The organism is Nocardia cerradoensis NBRC 101014 (genome assembly GCF_000308535.1).
In the GTDB taxonomy this organism is placed as follows: Bacteria; Actinomycetota; Actinomycetes; order Mycobacteriales; family Mycobacteriaceae; genus Nocardia; species Nocardia cerradoensis.
In genome coordinates this window covers 1-25,515 of record NZ_BAFW01000149.1, presented here as the reverse complement: position 1 = coordinate 25,515, position 25,515 = coordinate 1, and the positions used below count along the sequence as shown (strand labels likewise).

The 25,515-nt window shown below is 69.4% G+C and carries 27 protein-coding genes and 1 pseudogene; 19 read left to right on the top strand and 9 right to left on the bottom strand.

Annotated elements, in window-relative coordinates; translation table 11 throughout:
* Positions 1-277 precede the first annotated feature (277 nt).
* From ON23_RS39260 to ON23_RS16315, 3 genes and pseudogenes are all read right to left on the bottom strand, one after another.
* Positions 278-793 (bottom strand): annotated as a pseudogene (locus ON23_RS39260) (shikimate kinase); the annotation flags it as partial.
* A gap of 56 nt (positions 794-849) precedes the next feature.
* Positions 850-2,070 carry a chorismate synthase gene (gene aroC, locus ON23_RS16320; protein ID WP_083904011.1) on the bottom strand — a complete coding sequence of 407 codons (1,221 nt, stop codon included), beginning with the start codon at positions 2,068-2,070 and terminating at the stop codon, positions 850-852.
* Positions 2,071-2,114: 44 nt separating this feature from the next.
* Positions 2,115-2,597 (bottom strand): A24 family peptidase, encoded by a 483-nt coding sequence (locus tag ON23_RS16315; RefSeq protein WP_039779203.1) that lies wholly within the window; start codon positions 2,595-2,597, stop codon positions 2,115-2,117.
* Positions 2,598-2,771: 174 nt separating this feature from the next.
* Between ON23_RS16315 and ON23_RS16310 the strand changes: the two genes are divergently transcribed.
* The 5 genes from ON23_RS16310 to ON23_RS16290 all read left to right on the top strand — a co-directional run bounded on the left by ON23_RS16310 (position 2,772) and on the right by ON23_RS16290 (position 6,087).
* Positions 2,772-3,908 (top strand): M24 family metallopeptidase, encoded by a 1,137-nt coding sequence (locus tag ON23_RS16310; protein ID WP_039779201.1) that lies wholly within the window; start codon positions 2,772-2,774, stop codon positions 3,906-3,908.
* Between the two features lie 80 nt (positions 3,909-3,988).
* Positions 3,989-4,552, top strand: a complete 564-nt coding sequence (gene efp, locus ON23_RS16305; RefSeq protein WP_036502667.1) for an elongation factor P — start codon at positions 3,989-3,991, stop codon at positions 4,550-4,552.
* 100 nt (positions 4,553-4,652) lie between these two features.
* A complete protein-coding gene (nusB, locus tag ON23_RS16300; RefSeq protein ID WP_051042761.1) occupies positions 4,653-5,162 on the top strand; it encodes a transcription antitermination factor NusB in 510 nt (169 codons plus the stop codon).
* Positions 5,162-5,419, top strand: a complete 258-nt coding sequence (locus tag ON23_RS16295) for a YciI family protein (RefSeq protein ID WP_036502665.1) — start codon at positions 5,162-5,164, stop codon at positions 5,417-5,419. Before nusB ends, ON23_RS16295 begins: the two co-directional genes overlap by 1 nt.
* A 110-nt stretch (positions 5,420-5,529) precedes the next feature.
* Positions 5,530-6,087 (top strand): LppU/SCO3897 family protein, encoded by a 558-nt coding sequence (locus tag ON23_RS16290; protein WP_039779199.1) that lies wholly within the window; start codon positions 5,530-5,532, stop codon positions 6,085-6,087.
* 14 nt (positions 6,088-6,101) lie between these two features.
* Here the strand turns inward: ON23_RS16290 and ON23_RS16285 are convergent, their stop codons facing one another.
* On the bottom strand, positions 6,102-7,079 hold the full coding sequence (locus ON23_RS16285) for a quinone oxidoreductase family protein (protein ID WP_039779196.1): 978 nt from the start codon (positions 7,077-7,079) through the stop codon (positions 6,102-6,104).
* 90 nt (positions 7,080-7,169) lie between these two features.
* Between ON23_RS16285 and ON23_RS16280 the strand changes: the two genes are divergently transcribed.
* On the top strand, positions 7,170-7,742 hold the full coding sequence (locus ON23_RS16280) for a TetR/AcrR family transcriptional regulator (RefSeq protein ID WP_039779195.1): 573 nt from the start codon (positions 7,170-7,172) through the stop codon (positions 7,740-7,742).
* On the opposite strand, the gene ON23_RS16275 is transcribed toward ON23_RS16280, so the two are convergent.
* Together ON23_RS16275 and ON23_RS16270 are read right to left on the bottom strand one after the other, a co-directional pair.
* The gene (locus ON23_RS16275; RefSeq protein ID WP_083904010.1) at positions 7,732-8,976 is read right to left on the bottom strand and encodes an ArsB/NhaD family transporter; all 1,245 of its coding nucleotides are present in this window, start codon (positions 8,974-8,976) and stop codon (positions 7,732-7,734) included. The two genes, ON23_RS16280 and ON23_RS16275, sit on opposite strands and share 11 nt — an antisense overlap.
* Positions 8,977-9,041: 65 nt before the next feature.
* Positions 9,042-10,184, bottom strand: a complete 1,143-nt coding sequence (locus ON23_RS16270) for a serpin family protein (RefSeq protein WP_039779194.1) — start codon at positions 10,182-10,184, stop codon at positions 9,042-9,044.
* 293 nt (positions 10,185-10,477) lie between these two features.
* Here ON23_RS16270 and ON23_RS16265 point away from each other — a divergent pair, with 293 nt between their 5' ends.
* Entirely contained in the window at positions 10,478-11,029 is a 552-nt protein-coding gene (locus ON23_RS16265) for a DUF4334 domain-containing protein (RefSeq protein WP_039779193.1), read from the top strand.
* A gap of 4 nt (positions 11,030-11,033) precedes the next feature.
* Here the strand turns inward: ON23_RS16265 and ON23_RS16260 are convergent, their stop codons facing one another.
* From ON23_RS16260 to ON23_RS16250, 3 genes are all read right to left on the bottom strand, one after another.
* Positions 11,034-11,774, bottom strand: coding sequence for an HD domain-containing protein (locus tag ON23_RS16260; protein WP_039779192.1), 741 nt, complete (start codon positions 11,772-11,774; stop codon positions 11,034-11,036).
* Between the two features lie 47 nt (positions 11,775-11,821).
* Positions 11,822-12,448, bottom strand: coding sequence for an alpha-ketoglutarate-dependent dioxygenase AlkB (locus ON23_RS16255; protein ID WP_039779191.1), 627 nt, complete (start codon positions 12,446-12,448; stop codon positions 11,822-11,824).
* Between the two features lie 80 nt (positions 12,449-12,528).
* Complete coding sequence (locus ON23_RS16250) at positions 12,529-13,395, bottom strand: alpha/beta fold hydrolase (RefSeq protein WP_039779190.1); 867 nt, start codon at positions 13,393-13,395, stop codon at positions 12,529-12,531.
* Between the two features lie 208 nt (positions 13,396-13,603).
* Between ON23_RS16250 and pyrR the strand changes: the two genes are divergently transcribed.
* The 12 genes from pyrR to coaBC form a co-directional block, all read left to right on the top strand.
* Positions 13,604-14,266: a bifunctional pyr operon transcriptional regulator/uracil phosphoribosyltransferase PyrR gene (gene pyrR, locus ON23_RS16245; RefSeq protein WP_039779189.1), complete on the top strand. Its 663-nt coding sequence runs from the start codon at positions 13,604-13,606 to the stop codon at positions 14,264-14,266.
* A complete protein-coding gene (locus ON23_RS16240) occupies positions 14,263-15,228 on the top strand; it encodes an aspartate carbamoyltransferase catalytic subunit (protein WP_039779188.1) in 966 nt (321 codons plus the stop codon). Before pyrR ends, ON23_RS16240 begins: the two co-directional genes overlap by 4 nt.
* Before the next feature lie 169 nt (positions 15,229-15,397).
* Positions 15,398-16,738: a dihydroorotase gene (locus tag ON23_RS16235; RefSeq protein ID WP_039779187.1), complete on the top strand. Its 1,341-nt coding sequence runs from the start codon at positions 15,398-15,400 to the stop codon at positions 16,736-16,738.
* Positions 16,738-17,253 carry a PH-like domain-containing protein gene (locus ON23_RS16230; RefSeq protein WP_039779186.1) on the top strand — a complete coding sequence of 172 codons (516 nt, stop codon included), beginning with the start codon at positions 16,738-16,740 and terminating at the stop codon, positions 17,251-17,253. Before ON23_RS16235 ends, ON23_RS16230 begins: the two co-directional genes overlap by 1 nt.
* Positions 17,254-17,290: 37 nt before the next feature.
* Positions 17,291-18,409, top strand: a complete 1,119-nt coding sequence (gene carA, locus ON23_RS16225; protein ID WP_039779185.1) for a glutamine-hydrolyzing carbamoyl-phosphate synthase small subunit — start codon at positions 17,291-17,293, stop codon at positions 18,407-18,409.
* Complete coding sequence (carB, locus tag ON23_RS16220) at positions 18,409-21,735, top strand: carbamoyl-phosphate synthase large subunit (protein WP_039779184.1); 3,327 nt, start codon at positions 18,409-18,411, stop codon at positions 21,733-21,735. Before carA ends, carB begins: the two co-directional genes overlap by 1 nt.
* A 14-nt stretch (positions 21,736-21,749) precedes the next feature.
* On the top strand, positions 21,750-22,136 hold the full coding sequence (locus ON23_RS16215) for a hypothetical protein (protein ID WP_039779183.1): 387 nt from the start codon (positions 21,750-21,752) through the stop codon (positions 22,134-22,136).
* Positions 22,133-22,957 (top strand): orotidine-5'-phosphate decarboxylase, encoded by an 825-nt coding sequence (pyrF, locus tag ON23_RS16210; RefSeq protein WP_039779182.1) that lies wholly within the window; start codon positions 22,133-22,135, stop codon positions 22,955-22,957. The genes ON23_RS16215 and pyrF overlap by 4 nt, the downstream gene beginning before the upstream one ends.
* A 614-nt stretch (positions 22,958-23,571) precedes the next feature.
* A complete protein-coding gene (gene mihF / locus ON23_RS16205; protein WP_030513994.1) occupies positions 23,572-23,892 on the top strand; it encodes an integration host factor, actinobacterial type in 321 nt (106 codons plus the stop codon).
* 7 nt (positions 23,893-23,899) lie between these two features.
* Positions 23,900-24,481, top strand: coding sequence for a guanylate kinase (gene gmk, locus ON23_RS16200; protein WP_039779181.1), 582 nt, complete (start codon positions 23,900-23,902; stop codon positions 24,479-24,481).
* A gap of 63 nt (positions 24,482-24,544) precedes the next feature.
* The gene (rpoZ, locus tag ON23_RS16195; RefSeq protein WP_025350704.1) at positions 24,545-24,820 is read left to right on the top strand and encodes a DNA-directed RNA polymerase subunit omega; all 276 of its coding nucleotides are present in this window, start codon (positions 24,545-24,547) and stop codon (positions 24,818-24,820) included.
* Positions 24,821-24,873: 53 nt separating this feature from the next.
* Positions 24,874-25,515: bifunctional phosphopantothenoylcysteine decarboxylase/phosphopantothenate--cysteine ligase CoaBC (gene coaBC / locus ON23_RS16190; protein ID WP_039779180.1), on the top strand; the 642-nt coding region annotated here is incomplete at its 3' end.

Genomic DNA, 25,515 nt, shown 5'->3' with positions numbered 1-25,515 from the left:
TGGGCGCCGCCTCGGGCGGGGTGCTGGTCCGGTTGCGGGAGTGCCGGCGGCCGCCGCGCCGGGATCGCCGGGCCCGGCGCCGCGGCTGAGTGCGGTCCGTCTCGGGCGAATCCGGCTGTGCGGCTTCGGTTTCGCCGGATGTGGCGGTGGGCTGGGTGGCGTCGGCCGCGGCGCGCGTGCGGCGACGGCGCCCCCGGGAACGGGAGCGGCGAGTGCCGGTGGGCTCGGTGCTCGGCGAATCCTGTTGTGGCGCGGGGATTTCGGCCGGTTCGATGCCGAGTTTGGCCAGAATGGCACGGACGACGCGGCCGGGGCTGCGACCGTCGGTGCGAATCCGGATGGAGGCCACCTCGCGGTAGAGCGGGCGCCGCACGCGCATCAGTTCGCGATACTTCGCGCTCGGATCGTCGCCGTTGAGCAGCGGACGATTCGTCGACGCCCCGGTCCGGCGCAGTCCCTCGGACACGCTGATCTCCAGGTACACCACCGTGCGTCCGCGCAACAACTCCCGCGTCGCCGCGGACAGGATCGCGCCGCCGCCGAGGGAGACGACGCCGTGTTCGGCGAGGATCGCGCGGCGCACGACGCGTTCCTCGATGCGCCGGAATTCCGGTTCGCCGTCGGTGGCGAAGATGTCGGGGATGCTGCGACCGGTGTCCTGTTCGATCCCGGCGTCGGTGTCGTAGAGCGAGACGCCGAGTTCGCGGGCGAGTTTGCGCCCGATCGTGGACTTACCGGCACCGGGCGGGCCGATGAGGATCACGCTGGGCCGGCTGGGGTCGCTGCGAACGATCACGACGGCTGTCCCGGGCGCCGGACCCGGGCGGTGCCGCGCGCGGGATCAGCCATTCATGCCTCCGACGCCACGACGCCCGGGATATGCGGGCGGGTCTGGACACGCTTCTGATACGTCGTGAGGTTGTCGACGGTCTCGGCGAGGGAATCGCCGCCGAACTTCTCCAGCACGGCCTGCGCGACCACGAGCGCCACCATGGCCTCGGCGACGACACCGGCGGCGGGCACGGCACAGACGTCGGAGCGCTGATGGATGGCCACGGCCTCGTCGCCGGTGGCCATATCCACGGTCGACAGCGCGCGCGGAACGGTGGAGATGGGCTTCATCGCCGCGCGCACGCGCAGGGCCTCGCCGTTGGTCATACCGCCCTCGAGGCCACCGGCGCGGTTGGTGGAGCGCAGCACCCCGTCGGGGCCGGGACGCATTTCGTCGTGCGCGGCGCTGCCGCGACGACGTGCGGTCTCGAATCCGTCGCCGACCTCGACACCCTTGATGGCCTGGATGCCCATCAGGGCCGCGGCCAGCCGCGAATCCAGGCGCTGCTCGCCGCTGACGAACGATCCCAACCCGACCGGCAGTCCGGTGACCACGACCTCGACGACGCCGCCGAGGGTGTCGCCGTCCTTCTTGGCGGCCTCGATCTCGGCGATCATCGCGGTCTCGGCCTCGGGATCGAATGCGCGGACCGGGCTGGCGTCCACGGCCTCGAGATCGGCGGCGGTGGGCACGAAACCCGGGCGGGCCGCCGCGGTGCCGATCGAGACCACATGGGAGACGACCTCGACCCCGAGGGCCTGGCGCAGGAACTGCCGGGCCACGGTGCCCGCGGCGACACGGGCGGCGGTCTCGCGGGCGCTGGCGCGTTCGAGCACGTTGCGGGCGTCGTCGAAGCCGTACTTGAGCATCCCCGAGTAATCGGCGTGGCCCGGGCGCGGGCGCGTCAGCGGAGCGTTGCGGGCCAGTTCGGCCAGTTCGGCCTCGTCGACGGGGTCGGCGGCCATGACCTCGGTCCACTTCGGCCATTCGGAGTTGGCGATCTCGATCGCGACCGGGCCGCCCATGGTCTTGCCGTGGCGGATACCGCCGATCACGGTGATCTTGTCGGCCTCGAACTTCATCCGCGCGCCACGACCGTAGCCCAGTCGCCGCCGCGCCAGTTGCGCGGCGATATCGGCCGAGGTCACCTCGACACCGGCCACCATCCCCTCGACGATGGCGACAAGAGCGGGACCATGAGACTCACCAGCAGTAATCCAGCGCAACACGACCTCCATCTTTCCACGTCACAACGGTTCCCCGGACATCGGTGTCCGCGCGGCTACACCGTGGGCCACAGTGCCGCAACGGTAGCCAGGCACATCGCGGGCCCGTGTGGCACGGTGATCGACGCGCCGAACAGACCGCGACGACGGTCCGGATCTCCGGTCGCGGCGCGCGCGGCCACCGCTGTCGCGACCAGCACGCCGACCCCGGCCGAGGCGGTCAGCAGAGGCGCTCCGATCGCGGCCCACACCCAGCAGGACGGCCCGCCGCATGCCGCGGCCGCACCGGTGCCGAGTGCCAATTTCACATCTCCGGCCCCGCACGCCGCCGGATCGATCAGATGCGTCAGCAGATACGGCACGGCGAGCAGCAGTGCGCCGGCGATCGCCGCGGTGGCACGGCCGGTCGAGGCCGCGAGCACCGGCACGATCGCCGCACCCGGCAGGGTGAGCACATCGGGCAGGCGCCCGGTCCGGATATCGATCACGCTGAGCGCAACGCACCAGACGATCAAGGCGAGATAGGCGGCGGTGGTCATGGCAGCCATCGTCTCTCGCCGGCGAGGGGCCACCCCTGCCCGCGAACCTGAAATGTGGACAACCGCAACAGTTGTGAACACCCGATGGGTAACACCCGCTCGCCGCCGGTCGCGGCCGTGGGCGCGGGAGACGGCGTGACGGCCTCGCAACACGACAGCGGTAGCGTGGCAGCCATGTCTGCTGATGACGGTGCCCGGCGTCCCGACCACGCTGCGCGTCGGGCCGGGTTGCGAGACCTGTTGGTGGAGAACGGGGTCGATGCCCTGCTGGTGACCGATCTGGTGAATATCCGGTACCTGACCGGCTTCACCGGCTCCAACGCCGCCCTGCTGGTGCACTCCTGGGACGGCAGCCAGGTGGGAGAGGACGGGGAGCGGACGGTCATCTGCACCGACGGCCGCTACCTCACCCAGGTCGGCGAACAGGTGCCCGACGTGCGCGCCGAGATCGCTCGCGCCAGTGCCCGGCGATTGGTCGAACTGGCCGGGGAATGGCAGATCGGCCGGGTCGGCTTCGAAAGTCACGTCGTGACGGTCGACCAGCACCGCGGCTTCGTCGAGCAGGGCAGCGGGCTCCAATTCGTTGCCGCGCCCGGTCTGGTCGAACAACTCCGCACGGTCAAGGACGACTACGAGGTCGAGCAGTTGCGGACGGCGTGTGCGGCCGCCGACGCCGCGCTGGCCACCCTCCTCGAACGAGGCGGGCTGCGCCCGGGCCGCACCGAGCGCCAGGTCGCCCGCGAGCTGGAATGGCTGATGTTCGAGCACGGCGCCGACGCGATCGCCTTCGAGACCATCGTGGCCGCCGGCGCCAATTCCGCAGTGCCGCATCATCGCCCGACCGAGGCGATCCTGGCCGCCGGCGATTTCGTGAAGCTCGATTTCGGCGCGGTGGTCGGCGGCTACCACTCGGATATGACGCGCACGCTGGTCCTCGGCGAGCCGACCGACTGGCAGCGCGAGATCTATCAGCTCGTGTACGAGGCGCAACAGGCCGGCCGTGCGGCACTGAAGCCCGGTGCGTCGTGCGCCGCGGTCGATGCCGCGGCCCGCTCGGTGATCGAGTCGGCCGGGCACGGCGACCTGTTCGTGCACGGCCTCGGGCACGGCGTCGGACTGCAGATCCACGAAGCGCCTCCGGTCGCCAAAACCGCGACCGGTACACTTCTGGATGGCGTGGCGGTGACCGTCGAGCCAGGTGTGTATTTCCCCGGCCGCGGCGGAGTTCGCATCGAGGACACGCTCGTGGTTCGTGCGGGGGGTCCGGAATTGCTCACCCACACCACCAGAGACCTCACCGTGGTCGACTGACCCCGGCTGCCCCACCGGGCCGGGCCCTACGGCCCGGCTCACAGAACGTCGAACAGTACTAACAAGGAGATCCGAGGACAGTGGCGGACACCAGCGACTTCAAGAACGGCCTCGTGCTGAAGATCGACGGTCAGCTCCAGCAGATCATCGAGTTCCAGCACGTCAAGCCGGGTAAAGGTCCCGCGTTCGTGCGGACCAAGCTGAAGAACGTGCTGTCCGGCAAGGTGGTCGACAAGACGTTCAACGCCGGCGTGAAGGTGGAGACCGCCACCGTGGACCGCCGGGACATGACCTACCTGTACCACGACGGGTCGGACTACATCTTCATGGACGGCGAGACCTTCGACCAGATCGGCATCGACGAGCGGACCATCGGCAAGGGCGCCGGCTTCCTGCTGGAGAACATGACCGTGCAGGTCGCCACCCACGAGGGCGCGCCGCTGTACGTCGAGCTCCCGGTCACGGTCGAACTCGAGGTCACCCATACCGAGCCCGGCCTGCAGGGCGACCGCTCCAGCGCCGGCACCAAGCCCGCGACCCTGGAGACCGGTGCCGAGGTGCAGGTGCCGCTGTTCATCAACGTCGGCGACAAGCTGAAGATCGACTCGCGCGACGGCGGCTACCTGGGCCGGGTCAACGCCTGATCCTGGCGGATCCACCGGCCCGGCGCCGGAACCATGGGCGGCGCGCGCGTACCGGCTTTCCGGTAACGCACGCGCCGCCGTCGACACTGCGAACGGGATAATGGTGATCGTGGCTGATCAGCCCGTGGACAAGAAGTCCACCCACAAGAAACTCGGAGCCCGGCACAAGGCCCGCCGCCGGGCCGTGGATCTGCTCTTCGAGGCCGAGGCGCGTGACGTCGACCCGGCCGATCTGGTCGCGGAGCGTCTGGACCTGGCCGGTCGCGACGAACAGGTCGCCCCGGTGAATCCCTACACCCGCACCCTGGTCGAAGGCGTCGCCGACGATCTGGACCGCGTCGACGGCACCATCGAGTCCTATCTGCAGGACTGGACCCTGGGCCGGTTGCCCGCGGTGGACCGCGCCATTCTGCGGGTGGCGGTGTGGGAGTTGTTCCACGTCAACGACGTTCCGCCCGTGGTCGCGGTCGACGAGGCCGTCGAACTGGCGAAGGAACTGTCGACCGACGATTCGCCCGCGTTCGTCAACGGCGTGCTCGGCCGTATCGTGTCGCTGGCCGACCAGATCCGTGCCGCCGCGGCCGCGACTCGCCGCGACGGCGGGGCGTGATGATCAAATATCTCGTTCTCGCGATGCGCACCTCGGCCTGGTCCGACGCGGTCATCGAACCGCACCGCGAATGGCTGGCCGATGTGCGGGCGCGAGGTCAGCTGGACTGCACCGGCCGCTTCACCGACGGCAGCGGCGGGGCGTACCTGGTGCTGGCCGAAGACCTCTCGGCCGCAAGGGAATTGGTGTTCACCGATCCCATCCACACCACCGGCGCCTCCGAGCTGACGATTCACGAATGGGAGATCACGGGCTGAGTCGCGCTCGCGGTTCGTGCTCCTGAATTCGGACAAACCCGCTAAATTTCCCGGATCCCCGCCGGGTCCGCATACTGTTCCGGTCACTTGACCTAGAAAAGGTGGAACGGATGCGGTTCAATTCGGCGACAGCGCGTGCGGCGCTGCGTCTCGCCCCGGCGATCGTCGCGGCGGTAACCCTCGTCACGACCGGTTGCTCGGCGGTGGAAAAAGGTGTCGACAAGGGGGTTCAGGTCGCCAAGGATCACAACAAATCCGATACCGCCCGCGCGAAGGTCGGCGACTGCATCAACGTGATCAACGCCTCGGCCGTCGATTCCGATACCGAACCCGTCGCCTGCGCCTCCGACAAAGCCGTCTACAAGGTCGCCCAGGTCCACAACGACAAGGTGGACTGCGGCGCCGATTTCACCTCGTACGAGGAAACCCTCAACGGCGGCACGCTGGCGTATCTGTGCCTGGCCCCGAATTTCAAAGCGGGGCTGTGCTATGCGGATTCGCCGCTCAGTGGGTACAAGTACGCCGACTGCACCTCCTCGGAGGCGAGTTTCCGTGTCGCCCAGCGCATCGACGGACAATCCGACGACACGCTGTGCGGCCCGGAGTCCGACAGTGTGATCACACTGTCGGATCCGCAGACGACATTCTGTCTGGCGCAACCGAAGTGAGCCCGGTCCTGCGCTCAGGCGGTCTCGGGTCGCAGGATGATCGTGCCGAAGGTAGCGCGGTCGTCGACCCGTCGATGGGCCTCGGCCGCATCCGCCAGCGGTAGCACGCTGTCGATCAGTATCGTGAGGTCACCGGTGGCGGCGAGTTCGAACGCCGCCGCTCGCTGCGCCGCCACCCCGGCCAGCCACTGCGGTCCGGAGCAGCCGGTGAAGGTGAGTCCGCGCATGATCAGATCCATGGTCGTGAGCTGAGCGGGGGTGCCGGACAGCCAGCCGTAGCCGAGCATCCGGCCGCGCAGCGGGGTCATGAGATCGAGGACGGCCGCGGCGCTCTCGCCGCCGATCGAGTCGAAAACCACGTCGACGGTGGTGGTGTCGAGGCGTGCGCCGAGATGCCGCGGCCAGTCCGGATCGCGGTGGTCGACGACCGTGTGCGCGCCGAGGTCGCGGGCGCGCTCGGTTTTGGCCGTCCCGCCGGCGGTGGCGATGATGTGTGCGGCGCCGGATCGGGCCGCCAACTGGGTGAGGTAACCGCCGATGCCGGTGGCCGCGGCCTCGATCAGGACGGTTTCGGTTCCGGTGAGTGCCGCGGCCTCCAGCAGGGCGAGGGCCACCGATCCGCTCATCGCGACCGCCGCGGCGGCATCACTCGCCAATCCGTCCGGGATACGGACCGCGGATTCGGCCGGGGCGCACATCCACTCGGCGTAGCTGCCGAAGTCGTTGCGCGCCACCAGGACTCGCTGTCCTTTCCATTCCGGGTCGACGTCGTCGGCGACGGCGGTGACGACGCCGACCGCCTGGGTCCCGAAAACCGTGGGCGTCGGCTTCGGCGTCGGGTACATGCCCGAACGCAACATCGTCTCCGGGTACAGCACCGGCACCGCCTCCACCCGGATCAGCACCTCGCCGGGCTGGGGGCTGGGCTCGTCCACGTCGCGCGCGACGAGGACCTCGGGTCCGCCGACCTCGGTCATTACGATTGCCTGCATATCGACCTCATAACTTGACTAACGGTCCAGATATTCCGTAGGGAAGAATATGGACCGTCGGTCAAGTTTGTCAACGGACTGGAGTGCACAGTGGCGCAGCAGCGCAGAGAACGAGCCGATGCGGCGCGCAACCGCCGTGCAATCCTCGATGCGACCCGGGCGCTGCTGGCAGAGGGTGGAGCCGAGGCTGTGACCATGGACCGTGTGGCGGCCACGGCGGGAGTCGGCAAAGGCACGGTGTTTCATCGTTTCGGCTCGCGCGCCGGGCTGTTGCACGCGATGGTCGCCGAACCGGCCGAAACGCTGCGGTCGGCGATCACCGACGGCCCGCCGCCGCTGGGCCCGGGCGCGCCGGCGGGGGAGCGGCTGCTCGCCTTCTTCGACGCGATGGCCACGATGGTCGCCGACAATGTCGAACTGATGGTCGCCGCCTACCGCAGCGTGCCCCCGCATCCGCGTACCTCCGAATTCCACGCCACCTGGGCGGAACACATCACGAAGCTGCTGATCGAGGCGCGTCCGGAACTCGACGCCGAGGCGGTGGGCCACCTGCTGTTCGGCATGCTGGGCAGCGATTACGCGCTCGCCGCGGTGCGCGAGGGGGAAAGCGAGAGATTACGAGCGGCCGTGCGGCAGGTGGTGCTCGCCGTGGTCAGCCCGTGAGCAGAACGCCGCCCACCGCGCCCGCGGTCGCGACCACGGCCAGCGCCAGCCCGGTGCAGACGAACCGCACCGGCGGCACCCGGATCGCATGGGATCGGCAGAACTCCAGGCACAACAGCGTCGCCAGCGAGGCCCACGGGGTGGCGATCGCGCCGACGTTCGTGCCGATCAGCAAGGACAGCAACTGGTCTCGGTGCTCGGGCGGTATCACCGCCTCACCCGCGGTGTAGGCGGGCAGGTTGTTGACGATATTCGACAGCCCGAGGCCCGCCCCGGCCGCGCGGTAGGCCCCGGCCGCACCGGAATCCGTGCCGATCAGCGCGGCCATCAGATCCGAGAGTCCGTAGCGGCCCAGAGTCGGGATGACCAGGAACAACCCGATGACGAAGATCAGCAGCTGCCACGGGATCAGCGACGGCCGCAGCGCATCGCGATCGAACACGGCGAAGCCGGCGATGGCGAGGACGGCCGCGGCGAGTGCGGCGTAGCCGATGTGGTCGCCGACGAACGGAATCGCCAGGACGAACAGCGCGCAGGCGCCGCCGGCCGTCGCGAACAGCGCCCGTTCCCGCGTATTCTCCAGCCGGATCGGGGGCGGTGCCACGTAGCGATCGGTGCCGCGGCGGCCGCGCCGCCAGTACCAGATCCACAGGGCCGCCATGGTCGCGGCGAGCGAGATCAGCTGGGGTAGCCACATTCTGGCCGCGAATCCGGTGGCATCGAGTCCGATGCGGTCGGCGGCGAGCAGATTGGTGAGGTTGGACACCGGCAGCAGCAGGCTCGCGGTATTCGCCAGCCACAACGTCGTCATGGCCAGCGGCAACGGGGGAATCCGCGCGGGCCGGGCCAAGGCCAGCATGACCGGTGTCAGCAGGACCGCGGTGGTGTCGAGGTTGAGCACCATCGTCGTCACGGACGCGAAGCCGACGCAGAGTACGAACAGCGCCGGGTAGCGCCCCCGCCCGGCGATCGCGATCCGATGGGCGATCACGTCGAAAACCTGTGCGCGCCGGGCCAGATGGGCCAGCACGATCACGCTGCCGAGGAACAGCAGCAACGGCCCGATCCGGCGCATGTTCGCCTCGGCGTCGGCGCGCGGCAGCCATCCGGTCAGCACACACAGAACACCCACCGCGAGAACGGCGATGCGGATCCAGTCCAGCACACGCGGTGCGGAGGCTTCCTCCGTCTCCGGGTCCCGTGCGTTGCGCTCGGGTGCCACCGGTTCGGACATCCGGCCATCATCGCACCACGGCGCACGCCGGCGCGTGCCGGTCCGCTCGCGTCCTGCGGGGCGGTTCACGACGCGGGAGTGGCGATCCAGCCGGCCACGATCACCAGCCCGGTGGGCCGGTGGACCCCGAGGAAGCCGAAGGGACGATCGACGTTCACCGCGATCATCAGCGCGGCGGCCGGCGCCGGTGGCATGCCGGTCGGTTCCATGAGGACCGCGGTGACGGCCGCGGCCGCGAAACCGTCCGCGGTGAACCGGGCGCAGACGTCCTGGGCAGCCGCCGTCACCCGCAGCGCGACCGGCGAGAGGCCGGGGAACGGGTTGTCCGCGGCGGTGGTCGCCGCGGTCAGGCCGAACAGCTCCGGCTCGCGCAGCAGGTCGTGGGTGGATCGAACGACGAAGGGTGGCACCTGGATTCGCAGGGTGTCCGATACGGCGGTCACCTGCCGAACCTCGAGCCCGGGCGCGACGGTGCCGAGTCCGGGCCGGTGCGTCTCCACCGAACCGTCGAGTGCTCCCAGCCCTGCCGCCAGCACCGCCGGGGCGGTGACACCGTCCTCGCCGAGCAGCAGATGCACATCCAGATCGGACGCGCCGCGCACCACCACGCGCGAGACGGGTGTGCCGGCCAGCAGCACGGAGGCATCGCCGAGGTCGGTGCTGTAGCGCGCGAGAGCGGGCCCGCGATGGCCTTGCCACGGACCGCTCGACGGTTCCAGCACATCGGCGTGGAAGCTCTGCCGCCACGCGGTGCGGGCGACGACGGCGGTGGCCAGTGCGCATGCGGTCGCCGCGCCGATCCGAGCCGGGAAACGGTCGATCAGGCCGTCGGTATGGCGACGCGCCCAGTCGTCGAGCCCGTCCGGACCGCGCAACGCGGCGACCGTCCCCGGCGGCAGGGTGCGGATCCACTCGTCGCGCAGCGCGATATCGTCGCGCACCCACACCCCGAGTGCCGCGCGTACGGATTCGGCGGCCTCGATCCGGCGCAGCAGGGTGATCGCGGCGTCGTGGGCGGATGCCGCGGGAATGCCCGCCGCCGCGGTGAGTTCGCCGCGGGCCGGCTCGCCGGCCGTCGCGGCCAGGAGCGCGAGCAGCGGCCAGATCCCACAGCCGGACACGACGAAATCGTCGGAACCCGCTGCGGCGCACCACTTTCCGGTGAGTAAGTTGGCGGCGGCCACGTCGGGTGCGAGGCTCGGCTGCATGGGCGAAAGCCTACCGACGGGCGCCGACAGCAGTGCGCCCCTGCCGGGGTGTACGTGGGCGGCAGGGGCGCGTCCGGAGCCCGGTGGTCCGGACGATCGGCCGCAACCGATCTGCCCCGAGTCTGGTCCCTCAACCGCACTCGAGGTCCAGCCCGCCGGTGCGTGGTCTGCGTCACGCCCGCGGAAACCGTGGCCGAAACTACGTCTTCGTGACCGAAGGTGTTGAGGTGTCCCGGCCGATGTGTGTCATCCTTCCGAGGCGGAACGGTCCGCGAGAGGTCCAGGAGGTAGGGATGGCCGGTGCGAGTACGGCCCGTCTGGCGGAACTTCGCGCGGGTCGCACGACCCCGGAGCAGGCGTGGCAGCTGTACGACAGCCTGCCGGAGGTCGCGGTCACCGAGATCACCACCGGCCGCTGGACCGGCGACGAACTGGACACCGGACATCCGTGGGCCGGTGTGCTCGTCGAATCCGGCTGGTACGGAAAGCAGTTCGACTCTCCGGACGAGGTGCAGCCGCTGCTGTTCGCCGGGCCCGACGGCCGGGTCTTTCCGGTCGATCCCCGCCGGGTGCCGTTGGGGCTGGCCGGAACCCTGCCGGCGGCGGGATTTCGGGCGGCGCGGCGCATGCTGCCGGTGTTGCGCCCGCTGCTGCGGACCCGCGCCGGTCGTGCGCGCCTGCGCGAGATCGAATTCCGCGGCAAGGTCAGCGCGGCCATGATCTACGACCACCTGCCCATCGTCGACATCTTTCGTCGCGTCGACGAGGACACCCTGCTCGGTGTGATGGATATGCGCGGGCTGAGCGACCCCTACTTCTTCATCCTGCGCCGCGACCGCTCCTGACCGCTCAGTCGTCCCCGGCGGCGAGGATCACGTCGAAGCGGGCGTCGGCCGTGTCGAGCTGTTCGAGAATGTGCTGCTTGACGTGCGGCGCCAGTGGCGTGTCCGGGCGGGTGATCAGTTCGCGATAGACCGCGGTGAGCGGCCGGTATTTGGTGGCGAGTTTCGACATGACGGCCTGTTCGTCGGCATAGAGGATGCCGACGCCGTTGTCGGTGAAATCGGAGATCTTCACCACCCGGGCCCACGGATCGCGGTCCAGGCTCGCGGCGACGTGGTCGCGGTATCGGATATGCCGGTCCTCGTCCGAGTCGTGCGCCGGATTGGTCACCGCCGCAACGAGATTCGATACCCGTTCGCCGAAGCGCCGGGTCAGCACCGCGAGGGCCGCCGCAGCGGAGTCCGCGCCCGGATCGTGCTCATCGCGGAGGGCGACCAGGTCGTCGGCATGATCCTCGACGGCATCGTGCAGGAGTCCGGCGAGCACCAGATCGGTGTCGTGCACCTCGTAGTGGCTCACGATGCGGATCGCCACCCGCAGCAGATGATTCAGATACGGCTCGCGGCCGTAGTTGTCGTCGCGGTGCAGGTCGGCCACGAATTCCAGTGCCGCGTCGACCCGTTCGGGATCGGCCAGTTTGCGCTGCGATTCGAGCAGCAGCCGCTGCCGCAGCCCTTCCTCGCCGTGCACATCGCTGAGTGTGTGCAACGGCATGGCCGCCAGAATTCCCGCCCCGATGGACTCCATCCGCCCAATCTAGCGGGCCGCGGTGACAATCCGCCGTCGCCGGGTTGTCAGCGGACCCCGCGCGGACGGAACTGGATGCTGATCCGCGGACCCACCGGCCGCCGCGTCTTCGGCACCGCATGTTCCCAGGTGCGCTGGCAGGAGCCGCCCATCACGAGGAGATCGCCGTGCCCGACGTGATGGCGGATGCTCGCGCCGCCGCCGCGCGGACGCAGCAGCAGGGCCCGCGGCGCACCGATCGACAGGATCGCGACCATGGTGTCGTGGGTGGAACCGCGGCCGATGGTGTCACCGTGCCAGGCCACGCTGTCCTCACCGTCGCGGTAGTAACACAGACCGGCCGTGTGGAACGGTTCGCCCAGTTCCGGGCCGTAGTGGCCGCTCAGCGCCGCGCGGGCATCCTCTAGGATCGGATCCGGCCAGGTCTCGTTCTCGCCGTAATACCGCAGCAGTCGCGGCACGTCCACCACGCGGTCGTACATCGGGCGGCGGTCGGCTCGCCACGGCACACGAGTGGCCAGCCGCTCGAACAGTTCGTCGGCCCCGCGCAACCATCCCGGCAGCAGGTCGACCCACGCGCCCTCGGTCAGCTGGGTGCGGCACACGCCGTCCAACGGTCCCAGCTCGATATCGCCGAAGCCGTCGAACAGCGATCTCTGCAGCGGTGTCGACATGCGTTCGAATCTACGTTCTATCGAACATATGTTCAAGCGTCGGGTGCGCCGGCGTCCGGCGCCGATCCGGGCGGCCCGGATCAGCTCAGATGCGCCCGCACGAAATCGACCACCGCATCGGAGAATTCGTCGTTGACATCGCTCGCGGCGGTATGGGCGGCACCGGTGATCTCGACGTACTCCATCTGGGGCACCAGCGCGCGGAAGTCGGCGACGCCCTGTTCGCTGACCACGTCCGACAGGCGTCCGCGCACCAGCAGCACCGGGATCTCGAGTGCGCGGGCGGCCTCCTCGAGGTCGCTGGTCTGCAGTTCGATGTCCTCCGGCCGGCTCGACATCATCGCCGGATCCCAGTGCCAATACCAGCGCCCGTCCTCGCGCAGCCGCAGATTGCGCCGCAGGCCCTCCGGGTTGCGCGGCCGGCGGCGGTGGGGCAGATATTCGGCCACCGCGTCGGCGGCTTCCTCCAGGGAGGCGAAGCCCTCGGGATGGCCGCCGAGGAAGTTCATGACCCGTTCCACGCCCTTGTGTTCCGGGCGCGGGACGACGTCGACCAGAACGAGTCCGGCGATGCGCTCGCGGCCGGGGCGGGCCGTTGCCAGCAGGGCGGTCAATCCGCCCATGCTCGCGCCGACCACGATCGCGGGCCGGTCGAGTTCGGCGAGGATGTCCAGGAGGTCGGAGGTCATCGCCGCACGGGAGTAGTCGCCGTCCGGAGCCCAGTCGCTCTCGCCGTGACCGCGGGCGTCCAGCAGGACCGCGTGCATTCCCACCTTCGCCAGCGCGGCGCCCGATTCCTTCCATGAGTGCCGGGTCTGGCCGCCGCCGTGCAGGAAGACCGCCAGCGGGCCGTCGGCCGGCCCCCAGCTCTCCCCGGCCAGGGCGATGCCGCCGTGGCCGCGGAAGGTGATCCGGCGGGGCTCGGTGAAGTCGGCTTCGTTGCTCACCCTCCGAGCATCCCACATTCGGTTTACGCTGTATGAAACAGTCCCGGCCAATGGTCGCACCGCCTGCGTGATGTGTCGGCATAGCCGCAGGTGGCGGGGCTCACAGCGGGACCCCCGCCGACGGGAGGCCGGGGCGGCGCTGCTACGCTCAGGCATCGAAAAGACATCCTTTAACGGACCGTCCGGTGAGGCGGGGAAGGAGGTCGGCATGGCCGTGCCCGAAGAGCGCGGCGGCCGCGTCGCGCCCGAAGAACGGGCCGCCAGGTCGAGCGCTGCCGAATATTCGCAGCGGCACGACCCCGAGTGGGTCCGCGCCGGGCGTGAACTGTTGTCCGCCCCCGATGTCGGCCGGACCATCGCGCGCATGGCGCATCAGATCATCGAGAAGACGGCACTGGATTCGTCGGATCCCGAGGCGCCCCGGGTGGTGCTGATCGGCATCCCCACCCGCGGCACCACCCTCGCCGCGCGGCTGACCGATCGCATCGAGGAATTCTCCGGCGTGCGTCCCGCGCTCGGTTCGCTCGACATCACCCTCTATCGCGACGATCTGCGCAACCGCCCGCATCGCCCGCTGGAACGGACCTCGGTCCCCGAGGGCGGCATCGACGACGCGCTGGTCGTTCTCGTCGACGACGTGTTGTTCTCCGGTCGCAGCGTGCGCTCGGCGCTCGACGGACTGCGCGATCTGGGCCGCCCGCGTGCGGTGCAGCTGGCGGTGCTGGTCGATCGCGGCCACCGGGAACTGCCGATCCGCGCCGACTACGTCGGCAAGAACGTGCCCACCTCGCGCAGTGAGGACGTGTCCGTCCTGCTCAGCGAGCACGACGGTCACGACGGCGTCTATCTGCATCAGGGGGATGAGCGGTGAGGCATCTGCTCTCGGTCACCGATCTAGACCGCACCACCGCCACCGAACTCCTCGACGACGCCCAGCGCTTCGAACAGGCGCTGCTCGGCCGTGAGGTCCGCAAACTGCCCACCCTGCGCGGCCGCACCGTGATGACCGTGTTCTTCGAGAACTCCACCCGCACCCGGGTCTCGTTCGAGGTCGCGGGCAAGTGGATGAGCGCCGACGTCATCAATGTCAGCGCCTCGAGTTCCTCGGTGTCGAAGGGCGAGTCGCTGCGCGATACCGCGCTGACCCTGCACGCCGCGGGCGCCGACGCGCTGATCGTGCGGCATCCGGCCTCCGGGGCGGCCCATCAGATCGCCCGCTGGTTCGGCGAATTGGACGCCGGTTCGGGCGGCTACACCGGAACCGGTCCCGCGATCGTCAACGCCGGCGACGGCACGCACGAACATCCGACCCAGGCCCTGCTGGACGCACTGACGCTGCGACAGCGACTGGGCGAGCTGGCGGGTAAGCGCATCGTGATCGTCGGCGACATCCTGCACAGCCGCGTCGCGCGGTCCAACGCCTTCCTGCTCGACACCCTGGGCGCCGAGGTGGTGCTGGTCGCGCCGCGCACCCTGTTGCCGGTCGGGGTCGAGCAGTGGCCGGTGCAGGTCTCGCATTCACTCGACGCCGCGCTGCCCGGTGCGGACGCGGTGATGATGCTGCGGGTACAGGCCGAGCGGATGAACGGCGGCTTCTTCCCGTCGGCCCGCGAATACTCCATCGCCTACGGACTGAACGAGCGGCGCATGGCCCTGCTCGACAACGACGCGGTCGTCCTTCACCCGGGTCCGATGCTGCGCGGTATGGAAATCGCCTCGGCGGTCGCCGATTCACCGAAAGCCGCAGTGCTGCAACAGGTCACCAACGGTGTGCACATGCGCATGGCGGTGCTGTTCCGCCTGCTGGTCGGCGCGGGGGAGGCCGTCGCATGAGTGGTACAGGGCCGGAGGCGGCAGCCTGCGTAACCCCGCAGGCCCCCACTCATGCGCATCGACACCGCATGAGTGGTACAGGGCCGGAGGCGGCAGCCTGCGTAACCCCGCAGGCCCCCACTCATGCGCATCGACACCGCATGAGCTTCGACGTGGAAGGTGAGCGCGCGTGAGCGATCTGGTTATCCGGGGCGTGCGGCCCTACGGCGAGGGTGAGCCGGTCGACGTGCTGGTGCGCGACGGTGTGATCGTCGCGCTCGGCGCACGATCCGATGCGGCCGTCGACGGTGTCGAGGTCGCCACCGATGCCGAGGTGCTGGAGGCGGACGGCCGGATCCTGCTCCCCGGCTTCGTCGACCTGCACACCCACTTGCGCGAACCCGGCCGCGAGGACACCGAGACCATCGAAAGCGGTTCGGCCGCAGCGGCACTGGGTGGCTACACCGCGGTGTTCGCGATGGCCAACACCTATCCCGTGGCCGACACGTCGGTCGTCACCGATCACGTGTGGCGGCGCGGGCAGGAGGTCGGGCTGGTCGATGTGCATCCGGTCGGCGCGGTGACGGTCGGCCTGGCCGGCAAGCAACTGGCCGAGATGGGCACCATGGCCGCCGGTGAGGGCCGGGTGCGGATCTTCTCCGACGACGGGCACTGCGTCTACGACCCGCTGATCATGCGGCGCGCGCTCGAGTACGCGAAATCTCTCGGCGTGCTGATCGCCCAGCATGCCGAGGAGCCGCGGCTCACCCAGGGCGCCGTCGCGCACGAGGGCCCGAACGCCGCCCGGCTGGGCCTGGCCGGCTGGCCGCGTGCGGCCGAGGAGTCGATCGTGGCCCGCGACGCGCTGCTGGCCCGCGATGCCGGAGCCCGGGTGCACATCTGCCACGCCTCCACCGCCGGCACCGTCGAACTGGTGAAATGGGCCAAGGCGCAAGGGATTTCGATCACCGCCGAGGTCACGCCGCATCATCTGCTGCTCGACGATTCGCGGCTGGAGACCTACGACGCGGTGAACAAGGTCAATCCGCCGCTGCGCGAGGCCTCCGACGCCCAGGCGCTGCGCAAGGCCCTGGCCGACGGGGTGATCGACTGCGTGGCCACCGACCACGCCCCGCATGCCGAACAGGAGAAGTGCTGCGAGTTCGCCGCCGCCCGTCCCGGCATGCTGGGGCTGGAGACCGCGCTGTCGATCATCGTCGAGACCCTGGTCGCTCCGGGCCTGCTCGACTGGCGTGGGGTGGCGAAGGTGATGAGCGAGAACCCGGCGCGCATCGCCGGGCTCGACGATCAGGGCCGTCCGATCGCGGTCGGTGAACCGGCCAATCTGACCCTCATCGACCCGGATGCGTCGTGGACCGTGCGGGCGCGGGAGCTGGCGAGCATTTCCGACAACACGCCGTACGAGGCGATGACCCTGCCCGCCAAGGTCGCCGCCACGATGCTGCGCGGGCGGATCACCGCCCGCGACGGAGTGGTGACGACCGCCCTGGCGGGGAGAGTGGGGCAATAATGGAGCGAACACTGTGGGTGATCGGGCTGGCTGTCGTGTTCGTCCTGTTCCTCTGGTTGATGTATCGCTCCTGGCTCGTACGGGCCCGCAAGCAGGCCTCCTCGGTCGGGGAGCTGCCGACGGTGCCGGCGGATCTGGGCGCGCAGGTGCTCGAGCCGACGACCGGGTTGTACACGGGGACCACGCTGGCTCCGAGCTGGCAGAACCGCATCGTGGTCGGGGATCTGGGTTTCCGGGCCACGGCGGAGCTGACTCGCTTCGAACGCGGGATCCTGCTGGAACGCGACGGCGCGGAGGTGATCTGGATTCCGCAGGAGTCCATCACCGCGGTCCGCACCGAACGCGGCCACGCAGGCAAGGTGATGACCGACAATGGTGTGCTGGTTATTCGCTGGAAGCTGCCGACGGGAACCGAGGTCGATACCGGGTTCCGCGGCGACGACAAGACGGTGTATCCGGCCTGGACGGCCATATCCGCGACGGGACAGACCGGCGCGGCGACGGGAGACGAATAGACGTGAAGGCTGGAATTCTGGTGAACGAGGTGAGCGAATGAGCGACCGCGCCGCGGTGATGGTGCTCGAGGACGGACGGGTGTTCCGGGGCCGGCGGTTCGGCGCCGAGGGCGAGACGCTGGGCGAGGCGGTGTTCTGCACCGCGATGACCGGCTATCAGGAAACCCTGACCGACCCCAGTTACCACCGCCAGATCGTGGTGGCCACCGCCCCGCAGATCGGCAACACCGGCTGGAACGACGAGGACGACGAGTCGAACCGCATCTGGGTCGCCGGGTACGCGGTCCGCGACCCCGCGAAGCGGGCCTCGAACTGGCGCGCGACCACGACCCTGCAGGACGAGCTGGAACGCCAGCACATCGTCGGCATCGCCGGGATCGACACCCGCGCGCTGGTGCGCCACCTGCGCACCCGCGGGTCGATGAAGGCGGGCATCTTCAGCGGTGACGCCGCCGCGGCCTCGACCGAGGAGTTGCTGAGCCGGGTCACCGGTCAGGCCTCGATGCTCGGCGCCGATCTGGCCGGGGAGGTCTCCACCGACGGCGTGTACACCATCGAGCCCGTCGGTGAGCACCGGTTCACCGTGGTCGCGGTCGATCTGGGTATCAAGACCAACACCCCGCGCATGTTCGCCGAGCGTGGCATCCGGGTGCACGTGGTGCCCTCCGGCGTGACGCTGGACCAGATCAAGGAGCTGAAGCCCGACGGTGTCTTCCTCTCCAACGGACCCGGCGACCCGGCCACTCAGGACGATGCGGTCGAGCTGACCAAATCCGTTCTGGGCGAAGGACTTCCGCTGTTCGGAATCTGCTTCGGCAACCAGATCCTGGGCCGCGCGCTGGGCTTGGGCACCTACAAGATGAAGTTCGGCCACCGCGGCATCAACGTCCCGGTCATCGATCACGCCACCGGCGCGGTCTCGATCACCGCGCAGAACCACGGCTTCGCGCTCGAAGGGGAGGCCGGACAGCGCTTCGACACCCCGTTCGGCGCCGCGGAGGTCAGCCACACCTGCGCCAACGACGGCACCGTCGAGGGGGTGCGCCTGGTGGACGGTCGCGCGTTCTCCGTGCAGTACCACCCGGAGGCCGCCGCGGGGCCGCACGACGCCGCCTACCTGTTCGACCGCTTCGCGGGTTTGATGGAGGAAGCCTGATGCCACGCCGCACCGACCTGAACCACATCCTGGTCATCGGCTCCGGGCCGATCGTCATCGGCCAGGCCTGCGAATTCGACTACTCCGGCACCCAGGCGTGCCGGGTGCTGCGGTCCGAGGGCCTGCGGGTGTCGCTGGTGAACTCCAACCCGGCGACGATCATGACCGACCCGGAATTCGCCGACTCCACCTACGTCGAGCCGATCACCGCGGAATTCGTCGAGAAGGTCATCGCCAAGGAGCGTCCCGACGCCATCCTCGCGACCCTGGGCGGCCAGACCGCACTCAACACCGCGGTGGCGCTGCACGAGAACGGGGTGCTGGAGAAGTACAACGTCGAGCTGATCGGCGCCGACTTCGAGGCCATCCAGCGCGGTGAGGACCGCCAGAAGTTCAAGGACATCGTCGCCAAGGTCGGCGGCGAGTCGGCCCGGTCCAAGGTCTGCTACACCATGGACGAGGTGCGCGAAACCGTCGCGGAACTGGGCTTCCCGGTGGTCGTGCGGCCGTCGTTCACCATGGGCGGCCTGGGCTCGGGCATGGCCTACGACGACGAGGACCTCGACCGCATCGCCGGCGGCGGCCTGGCCGCCTCGCCCACCGCGAACGTCCTCATCGAGGAATCGATCCTCGGCTGGAAGGAATACGAGCTCGAGCTGATGCGCGACGGCCGCGACAACGTGGTCATCGTCTGCTCGATCGAGAACGTGGACCCGATGGGTGTGCACACCGGTGACTCGGTGACCGTCGCCCCGGCCATGACCCTCACCGACCGCGAATACCAGAAGATGCGCGATCTCGGTATCGCGATTCTGCGGGAGGTCGGCGTCGACACCGGCGGCTGCAACATCCAGTTCGCGGTGGATCCGCGCGACGGGCGCCTGATCGTCATCGAGATGAATCCGCGCGTCTCGCGTTCGTCCGCGCTGGCCTCCAAGGCGACGGGCTTCCCGATCGCCAAGATCGCGGCGAAGCTGGCCATCGGCTACACGCTCGACGAGATCGTCAACGACATCACCAAGGAAACCCCGGCCTGTTTCGAGCCGACGCTCGACTACGTGGTCGTGAAGGCGCCGCGGTTCGCTTTCGAGAAGTTCCCCGGCGCCGACCCGACGCTCACCACCACCATGAAATCGGTCGGTGAGGCGATGAGCCTGGGCCGCAACTTCTCCGAGGCGCTCGGCAAGGTGCTGCGCTCGCTGGAGACCAAGGCGGCCGGGTTCTGGACCCAGCCCGATGGTCGCTGGACCGATGTCGCGGAAATCCTCGACGATCTGCGCGTGCCGACCGAGGGCCGGCTCTACCAGGTGGAGCGGGCGCTGCGACTGGGCGCGAGCATCGAGGACGTCGCGCAGGCCTCTGGCATCGACCCGTGGTTCGTCGCCGAGATCGCCGGACTGGTCGACCTGCGCGCCGAGATCGCCCAGGCGCCGGTGCTCGACGAGCCGTTGCTGCGCTACGCCAAGCACAACGGCCTGTCCGATCGCCAGATCGCCGTGCTGCGACCGGAGCTGGCGGGTGAGAACGGCGTGCGCGAGCTGCGCCACCGCCTCGGCATCCGGCCGGTCTACAAGACGGTCGACACCTGCGCGGCCGAATTCGAGGCCAAGACGCCCTACCACTACTCGAGCTACGAACTCGATCCGGCCGCCGAGTCGGAGGTGGCGCCGCAGCCCGAGCGCGACAAGGTGATCATCCTCGGCTCCGGGCCCAACCGCATCGGCCAGGGCATCGAATTCGACTACTCCTGTGTGCACGCCGCGCAGACGTTGTCGCAGGCCGGGTATGAGACGGTCATGGTCAACTGCAACCCGGAGACCGTGTCCACCGACTACGACACCGCCGACCGCCTCTACTTCGAGCCGCTGACCTTCGAGGACGTGCTCGAGGTGTACCACTCCGAATCGGAGTCGGGCCGGGTCGCCGGGGTGATCGTGCAGCTCGGCGGGCAGACGCCGCTGGGTCTGGCGCAGCGGCTCACCGACGCCGGAGTGCCGGTGGTCGGCACCTCCGCGGCGGCGATCGACCTGGCCGAGGATCGCGGCGAATTCGGCGACGTCCTGGTCGCCGCCGGTCTGCCCGCGCCGAAGTACGGCACCGCCACCACGTTCGAGCAGGCCAAGCAGATCGCGGCGCAGATCGGTTATCCGGTGCTGGTCCGCCCGTCGTATGTGCTGGGCGGGCGCGGTATGGAGATCGTCTACGACGAGAATTCGCTCGAGGGCTACATCTCCCGCGCCACCGAACTGAGCCCGGAACATCCGGTGCTGGTCGACCGCTTCCTGGAAGACGCCATCGAGATCGACGTCGACGCGCTCTGCGACGGCGAGGAGGTCTACCTCGGCGGCGTGATGGAGCACATCGAGGAGGCCGGCATCCACTCCGGCGACTCGGCGTGCGCACTGCCGCCGATCACCCTGGGCCGCAGCGATATCGAGGCGGTCCGCCGCTCGACCGCCGCGCTGGCCAAGGGCATCGGCGTCAAGGGCCTGCTCAACGTGCAGTACGCGCTCAAGGACGACGTGCTCTACGTACTCGAGGCCAATCCGCGTGCCAGCCGGACCGTGCCGTTCGTCTCCAAGGCGACCGGTGTGCAGCTGGCCAAGGCCGCCGCGCGGGTGATGCTGGGTACGACCATCGCCGAATTGCGCAAGGAGGGCATCCTGCCCGCCGAGGGCGACGGTGGGCACGCGCCGATGGACGCCCCGGTCGCGGTGAAGGAAGCGGTGCTGCCCTTCCACCGGTTCCGCCGTCCCGACGGCACCGGCATCGATTCGCTGCTGTCGCCGGAGATGAAGTCCACCGGTGAAGTGATGGGTATCGACGCCGATTTCGGTACCGCCTTCGCCAAGAGCCAGTCCGCGGCCTACGGTTCGCTGCCGGTCGCCGGCACGGTGTTCGTCTCGATCGCCAATCGTGACAAGCGGGCCATGGTGTTCCCGGTCAAGCGGCTGCACGATCTGGGCTTCCGGATCCTCGCGACCGAGGGCACCGCGGAGATGTTGCGGCGCAACGGGATTCCGTGTGAGCGGGTGCGCAAGCAGTCCGATCCGGTGCCCGCGCCCGGCAACGGCGAGCCGATCGAACCGTCGATCGTCGATCAGATCAAGGACGGCGAGATCGACATCGTGTTCAACACGCCTTACGGTAACTCCGGGCCCCGCGTGGACGGCTACGAGATTCGTACCGCCGCGGTGGGCGCCAACATTCCGTGCATCACGACGGTTCAGGGTGCGGCTGCAGCCGTACAGGGCATCGAAGCAACCATCAACGGCGGTATCGGGGTGCGCTCGCTGCAGGAGCTGCACGCCGTATTGCGCGGCTAAGAGGAGAGATAACGGTGGGAGCCATCGGTTTCGGCGCGGGAGTCCGGCCCCCGGGGGCCGGTCGGGCGACGACTCGGCGGATTCGGGGATTCGGCGCGGCGGAGGCGGCGCCGCCGGGAGGCGGTGACATCCGCCGGATGCGCAACGTCGGCGGCTACAGCACGGTCGGTTTCCGGGCTATCCCGCCGATCGGGCGCAAGCCGGCGCCCGACGAGGCAGACGCCGAGGCGGACGCGCTCACCGACGCGGTGCTCGCCCGCGCGGACGAGGTTCTCGCCCAGGCCGACGAACTGCTCGCCTACGGCGGCGAGGACGCCTACGCCGAATCCGGGACCGCCGGTGCGCAGACCCCGACCGCTCATGCCGGGGACGAACTGGCGGGCGCCGGGGCGAGCCGGTGACGCCGTTCGGCCCGCGGCTGGCCGACGCGATGGGCCGGCTGGGCCCATTGTGCGCCGGTATCGATCCCCATCCGCAGTTGTTGCGTGCCTGGGGACTCGGTGAAGACGTCGAGGGCCTGAAACGGTTCTCCGACATCTGCGTCGAGGTGTTCGCGGGCCGGGTGGCGCTGGTGAAACCCCAGGTGGCGTTCTTCGAGGAGTACGGTTCCGGCGGGATCGTGGTGCTCGAGGACACCATCGCCGCGCTGCGCGAGGCCGGCACGCTGGTGCTGGCCGATGCCAAGCGCGGCGATATCGGCTCGACCATGGCCGCCTACGCGCGGGCCTGGCTGGGCGACGGTCCGCTGGCCAGTGATGCGGTGACGGTATCGCCGTACCTCGGCTTCGGTGCGGTCTCGCCCGCGCTGGAGGCCGCGCGGTCGGCCGGGCGCGGGGTCTTCGTCCTGGCAGCTACCTCGAATCCGGAGGCCGCCCAGGTGCAGCGCGTCACCGCGGCCGACGGTCGCAGTGTCGCGCAGATCATGATCGACGAGGCGGCCGGCTGCAACGCCGGGGAAGAATTCGGATCGGTCGGCGTCGTGGTCGGCGCGACCCTCACCGAGCCGGTCGACGTGAGCAAGCTCAACGGTCCCGTCCTGATGCCCGGCGTCGGCGCCCAGGGCGGGGGAGCGGAGTCGATCCGCGCGCTGATCCCGTCGGACCGGTTGGCGGCCGTGGTCCCCAACGTCTCCCGGGAATTGCTCGGCGCCGGGCCCTCGGTCGCGGCGATGCGTACCAAGATGCACAAGCTCGCCGACGAATTCGCCTTCCTGCAGGCCTGATCCGTTCCGCCCGGGTTCGGCGCGAGCCCTCGCGCGCCCGGGCCGATCGCATCCGCGACGGGCCGCCGTGCCCGGAACCGATTTCCCCGTCGGAAGGCGACCGGTCTGTTTGCGTTTGCGGCTCGTTCGCGCGCGCACCTGCCCGTTCCCGGATGGAAGTTACACAGACGTGTTTTTCCGGCTCAGCGACCCTTCCGGAGTGCCTTACGGCCCCGTTCCGCGTGTCGCCGACCGGTGCCGAGCGTGTCCGCGTCGGCGCGCCACATTGCGACACGCTGGGGTAAAAATTCGCGACACGCGGATAATTTTCAGAAAGTTCCAGGTCGCGCGATTACGGGTCGGTTACGGCCGCATCGGGCCGGCCTCGAAACCACCGACGAACCCGTCGAAAAGGGGATAACCCCAGGTCATCGGCGTGTTGACGAAATTCTCCGGACCGGTGCCGCGACGGGGCGCATTCGGTCGCGTGACCTGCCCGGTAACGGGCCCGAATACCCGAATCGGGCGCTGACCTGGGGGGTGGGTTCGCAATCGGAGCGCCGCGTGGGTACGGTCGCTGAGACCACCGGGTTACCGGAGGTAGATCTAGCAATGAACGATGAGACGGAGGAACCGTGGCCCTTCCCCAGCTGACTGACGAGCAGCGCGCCGCTGCTTTGGAGAAGGCGGCTGCCGCTCGCCGCGCTCGGGCAGAGCTCAAGGAGCGCTTGAAGCGTGGCGGCACTGACCTGAAGACGGTCCTGAAGGACGCCGAGACCGACGAGGTCCTCGGCAAGATGAAGGTATCCGCGCTGCTGGAGGCCCTGCCCAAGGTCGGCAAGGTCAAGGCGGCCGAGATCATGAGCGAGCTGGAGATCGCGCCGACCCGCCGCCTGCGGGGCCTGGGCGACCGGCAGCGCAAGGCGCTGCTGGCGAAGTTCGACTTCGAAGCCTGATCCGAGGGTGGTCGAACACACTCAGAAGGGTCGGCTGGTAGTACTGGTCGGCCCCTCGGCCGTCGGCAAGTCCACCGTGGTCCGTTGCGTCCGGGAACGGCTGCCGGAACTGGTGTTCAGTGTGTCGGCCACCACCCGGGCCCCCCGGCCCGGGGAGGTCGACGGCCGCGACTACCGGTTCGTGACCCGTGCCGACTTCGACACCATGATCGAAGAAGGCGAACTACTCGAATGGGCCGACATTCACGGCGGCCTGCAACGGTCGGGTACCCCGGCCGCCCCGGTGAAGGCGGCACTGGCCGCCGGGAAACCGGTCCTGGTGGAGGTGGACCTCGCCGGCGCCCGCTCGGTCCGAGCGGCGATGCCCGAGGCGCTGCTGGTCTTTCTGGCCCCGCCCAGCTGGGAGGAACTCGTGGCCCGGCTGACCGGCCGCGGCACCGAATCACCCGAGGTGATCGAGCGCCGGCTCGCCACCGCGAAGACCGAACTCGCCGCGTGTGACGAGTTCGACATCGTGATCGTGAACGACGACGTGACCACGGCCTGTGAGCAGTTGGTATCGTTGTTCGTTAGCACAAATTCGAGATGACCGCGGGCGATCCGCGAACTCGTCTCGACAGCAACTCCCCATCGACCCGCAGGAGCCTCCCTAGTGAGCGACACCAAGACCGTGCCCGCCTACGACACCCCGGTCGGCCTCACCAACCCGCCGATCGACGAGTTGCTCGAGCGCACGTCGTCCAAGTACGCGCTGGTCATCTACGCGGCCAAGCGGGCGCGTCAGATCAACGACTACTACAACCAGCTCGGTGACGGCATCCTCGAGTACGTGGGTCCGCTGGTCGAGCCGGGTCTGCAGGAGAAGCCGCTCTCGGTCGCCATGCGCGAGATCCACTCCGACCTGCTCGAACACACCGAGGGCGAGTGACCCTGCGGTCGTAACCCGCTGTCTCTCCACCGGACCGAAGAGGCTTGATTCAGATGCGAATCGTTGTCGGCGTGGGCGGCGGGATCGCCGCCTACAAGGCGTGCTCGCTGGTGCGCAAGTTCACCGAGACCGGGCACGACGTCCGAGTCATTCCCACCGAGTCCGCACTGCAGTTCGTCGGTAAGGCCACCTTCGAGGCGCTGTCGGGCAATCCGGTGCACACCGGGGTTTTCGCCGATGTGCCCGAGGTGCCGCATGTGCGCATCGGCCAGGAGGCCGATCTGGTGGTCATCGCCCCGGCCACCGCCGATCTGATGGCGCGCGCCGCCTCCGGCCGCGCCGACGATCTGCTCACCGCCACCCTGCTCACCGCCCGATGTCCGGTGCTGTTCGCTCCCGCGATGCACACCGAGATGTGGGAGCATCCGGCCACGATCGCCAACGTCGCCACGCTGCGCGCACACGGCTCGACCGTGATGGAACCGGCCTCCGGGCGGCTCACCGGCGCCGATACCGGTCCCGGCCGCCTGCCCGAACCGGAGGAGATCTTCGCGCTGGCCTCCTTGCTGCTCGAGCGCTCCGACGCGCTGCCGCGCGATCTCGAGGGACGCCGCGTCGTGGTCTCCGCCGGTGGCACCCGCGAACCGCTCGATCCGGTCCGGTTCCTCGGCAATCGCAGTTCCGGAAAACAGGGC

Bases quoted from the DNA above. Each gene is read 5' to 3' on its own strand.
- aroC (WP_083904011.1), bottom strand. From the start codon at position 2,070: ATGGAGGTCGTGTTGCGCTGGATTACTGCTGGTGAGTCTCATGGTCCC.
- ON23_RS16315 (WP_039779203.1), bottom strand. From the start codon at position 2,597: ATGACCACCGCCGCCTATCTCGCCTTGATCGTCTGGTGCGTTGCGCTC.
- ON23_RS16310 (WP_039779201.1), top strand. From the start codon at position 2,772: ATGTCTGCTGATGACGGTGCCCGGCGTCCCGACCACGCTGCGCGTCGG.
- nusB (WP_051042761.1), top strand. From the start codon at position 4,653: ATGGTGATCGTGGCTGATCAGCCCGTGGACAAGAAGTCCACCCACAAG.
- ON23_RS16295 (WP_036502665.1), top strand. From the start codon at position 5,162: ATGATCAAATATCTCGTTCTCGCGATGCGCACCTCGGCCTGGTCCGAC.
- ON23_RS16290 (WP_039779199.1), top strand. From the start codon at position 5,530: ATGCGGTTCAATTCGGCGACAGCGCGTGCGGCGCTGCGTCTCGCCCCG.
- ON23_RS16285 (WP_039779196.1), bottom strand. From the start codon at position 7,079: ATGCAGGCAATCGTAATGACCGAGGTCGGCGGACCCGAGGTCCTCGTC.
- ON23_RS16275 (WP_083904010.1), bottom strand. From the start codon at position 8,976: ATGTCCGAACCGGTGGCACCCGAGCGCAACGCACGGGACCCGGAGACG.
- ON23_RS16270 (WP_039779194.1), bottom strand. From the start codon at position 10,184: ATGCAGCCGAGCCTCGCACCCGACGTGGCCGCCGCCAACTTACTCACC.
- ON23_RS16265 (WP_039779193.1), top strand. From the start codon at position 10,478: ATGGCCGGTGCGAGTACGGCCCGTCTGGCGGAACTTCGCGCGGGTCGC.
- ON23_RS16260 (WP_039779192.1), bottom strand. From the start codon at position 11,774: ATGGAGTCCATCGGGGCGGGAATTCTGGCGGCCATGCCGTTGCACACA.
- ON23_RS16255 (WP_039779191.1), bottom strand. From the start codon at position 12,448: ATGTCGACACCGCTGCAGAGATCGCTGTTCGACGGCTTCGGCGATATC.
- pyrR (WP_039779189.1), top strand. From the start codon at position 13,604: ATGGCCGTGCCCGAAGAGCGCGGCGGCCGCGTCGCGCCCGAAGAACGG.
- ON23_RS16230 (WP_039779186.1), top strand. From the start codon at position 16,738: ATGGAGCGAACACTGTGGGTGATCGGGCTGGCTGTCGTGTTCGTCCTG.
- carA (WP_039779185.1), top strand. From the start codon at position 17,291: ATGAGCGACCGCGCCGCGGTGATGGTGCTCGAGGACGGACGGGTGTTC.
- carB (WP_039779184.1), top strand. From the start codon at position 18,409: ATGCCACGCCGCACCGACCTGAACCACATCCTGGTCATCGGCTCCGGG.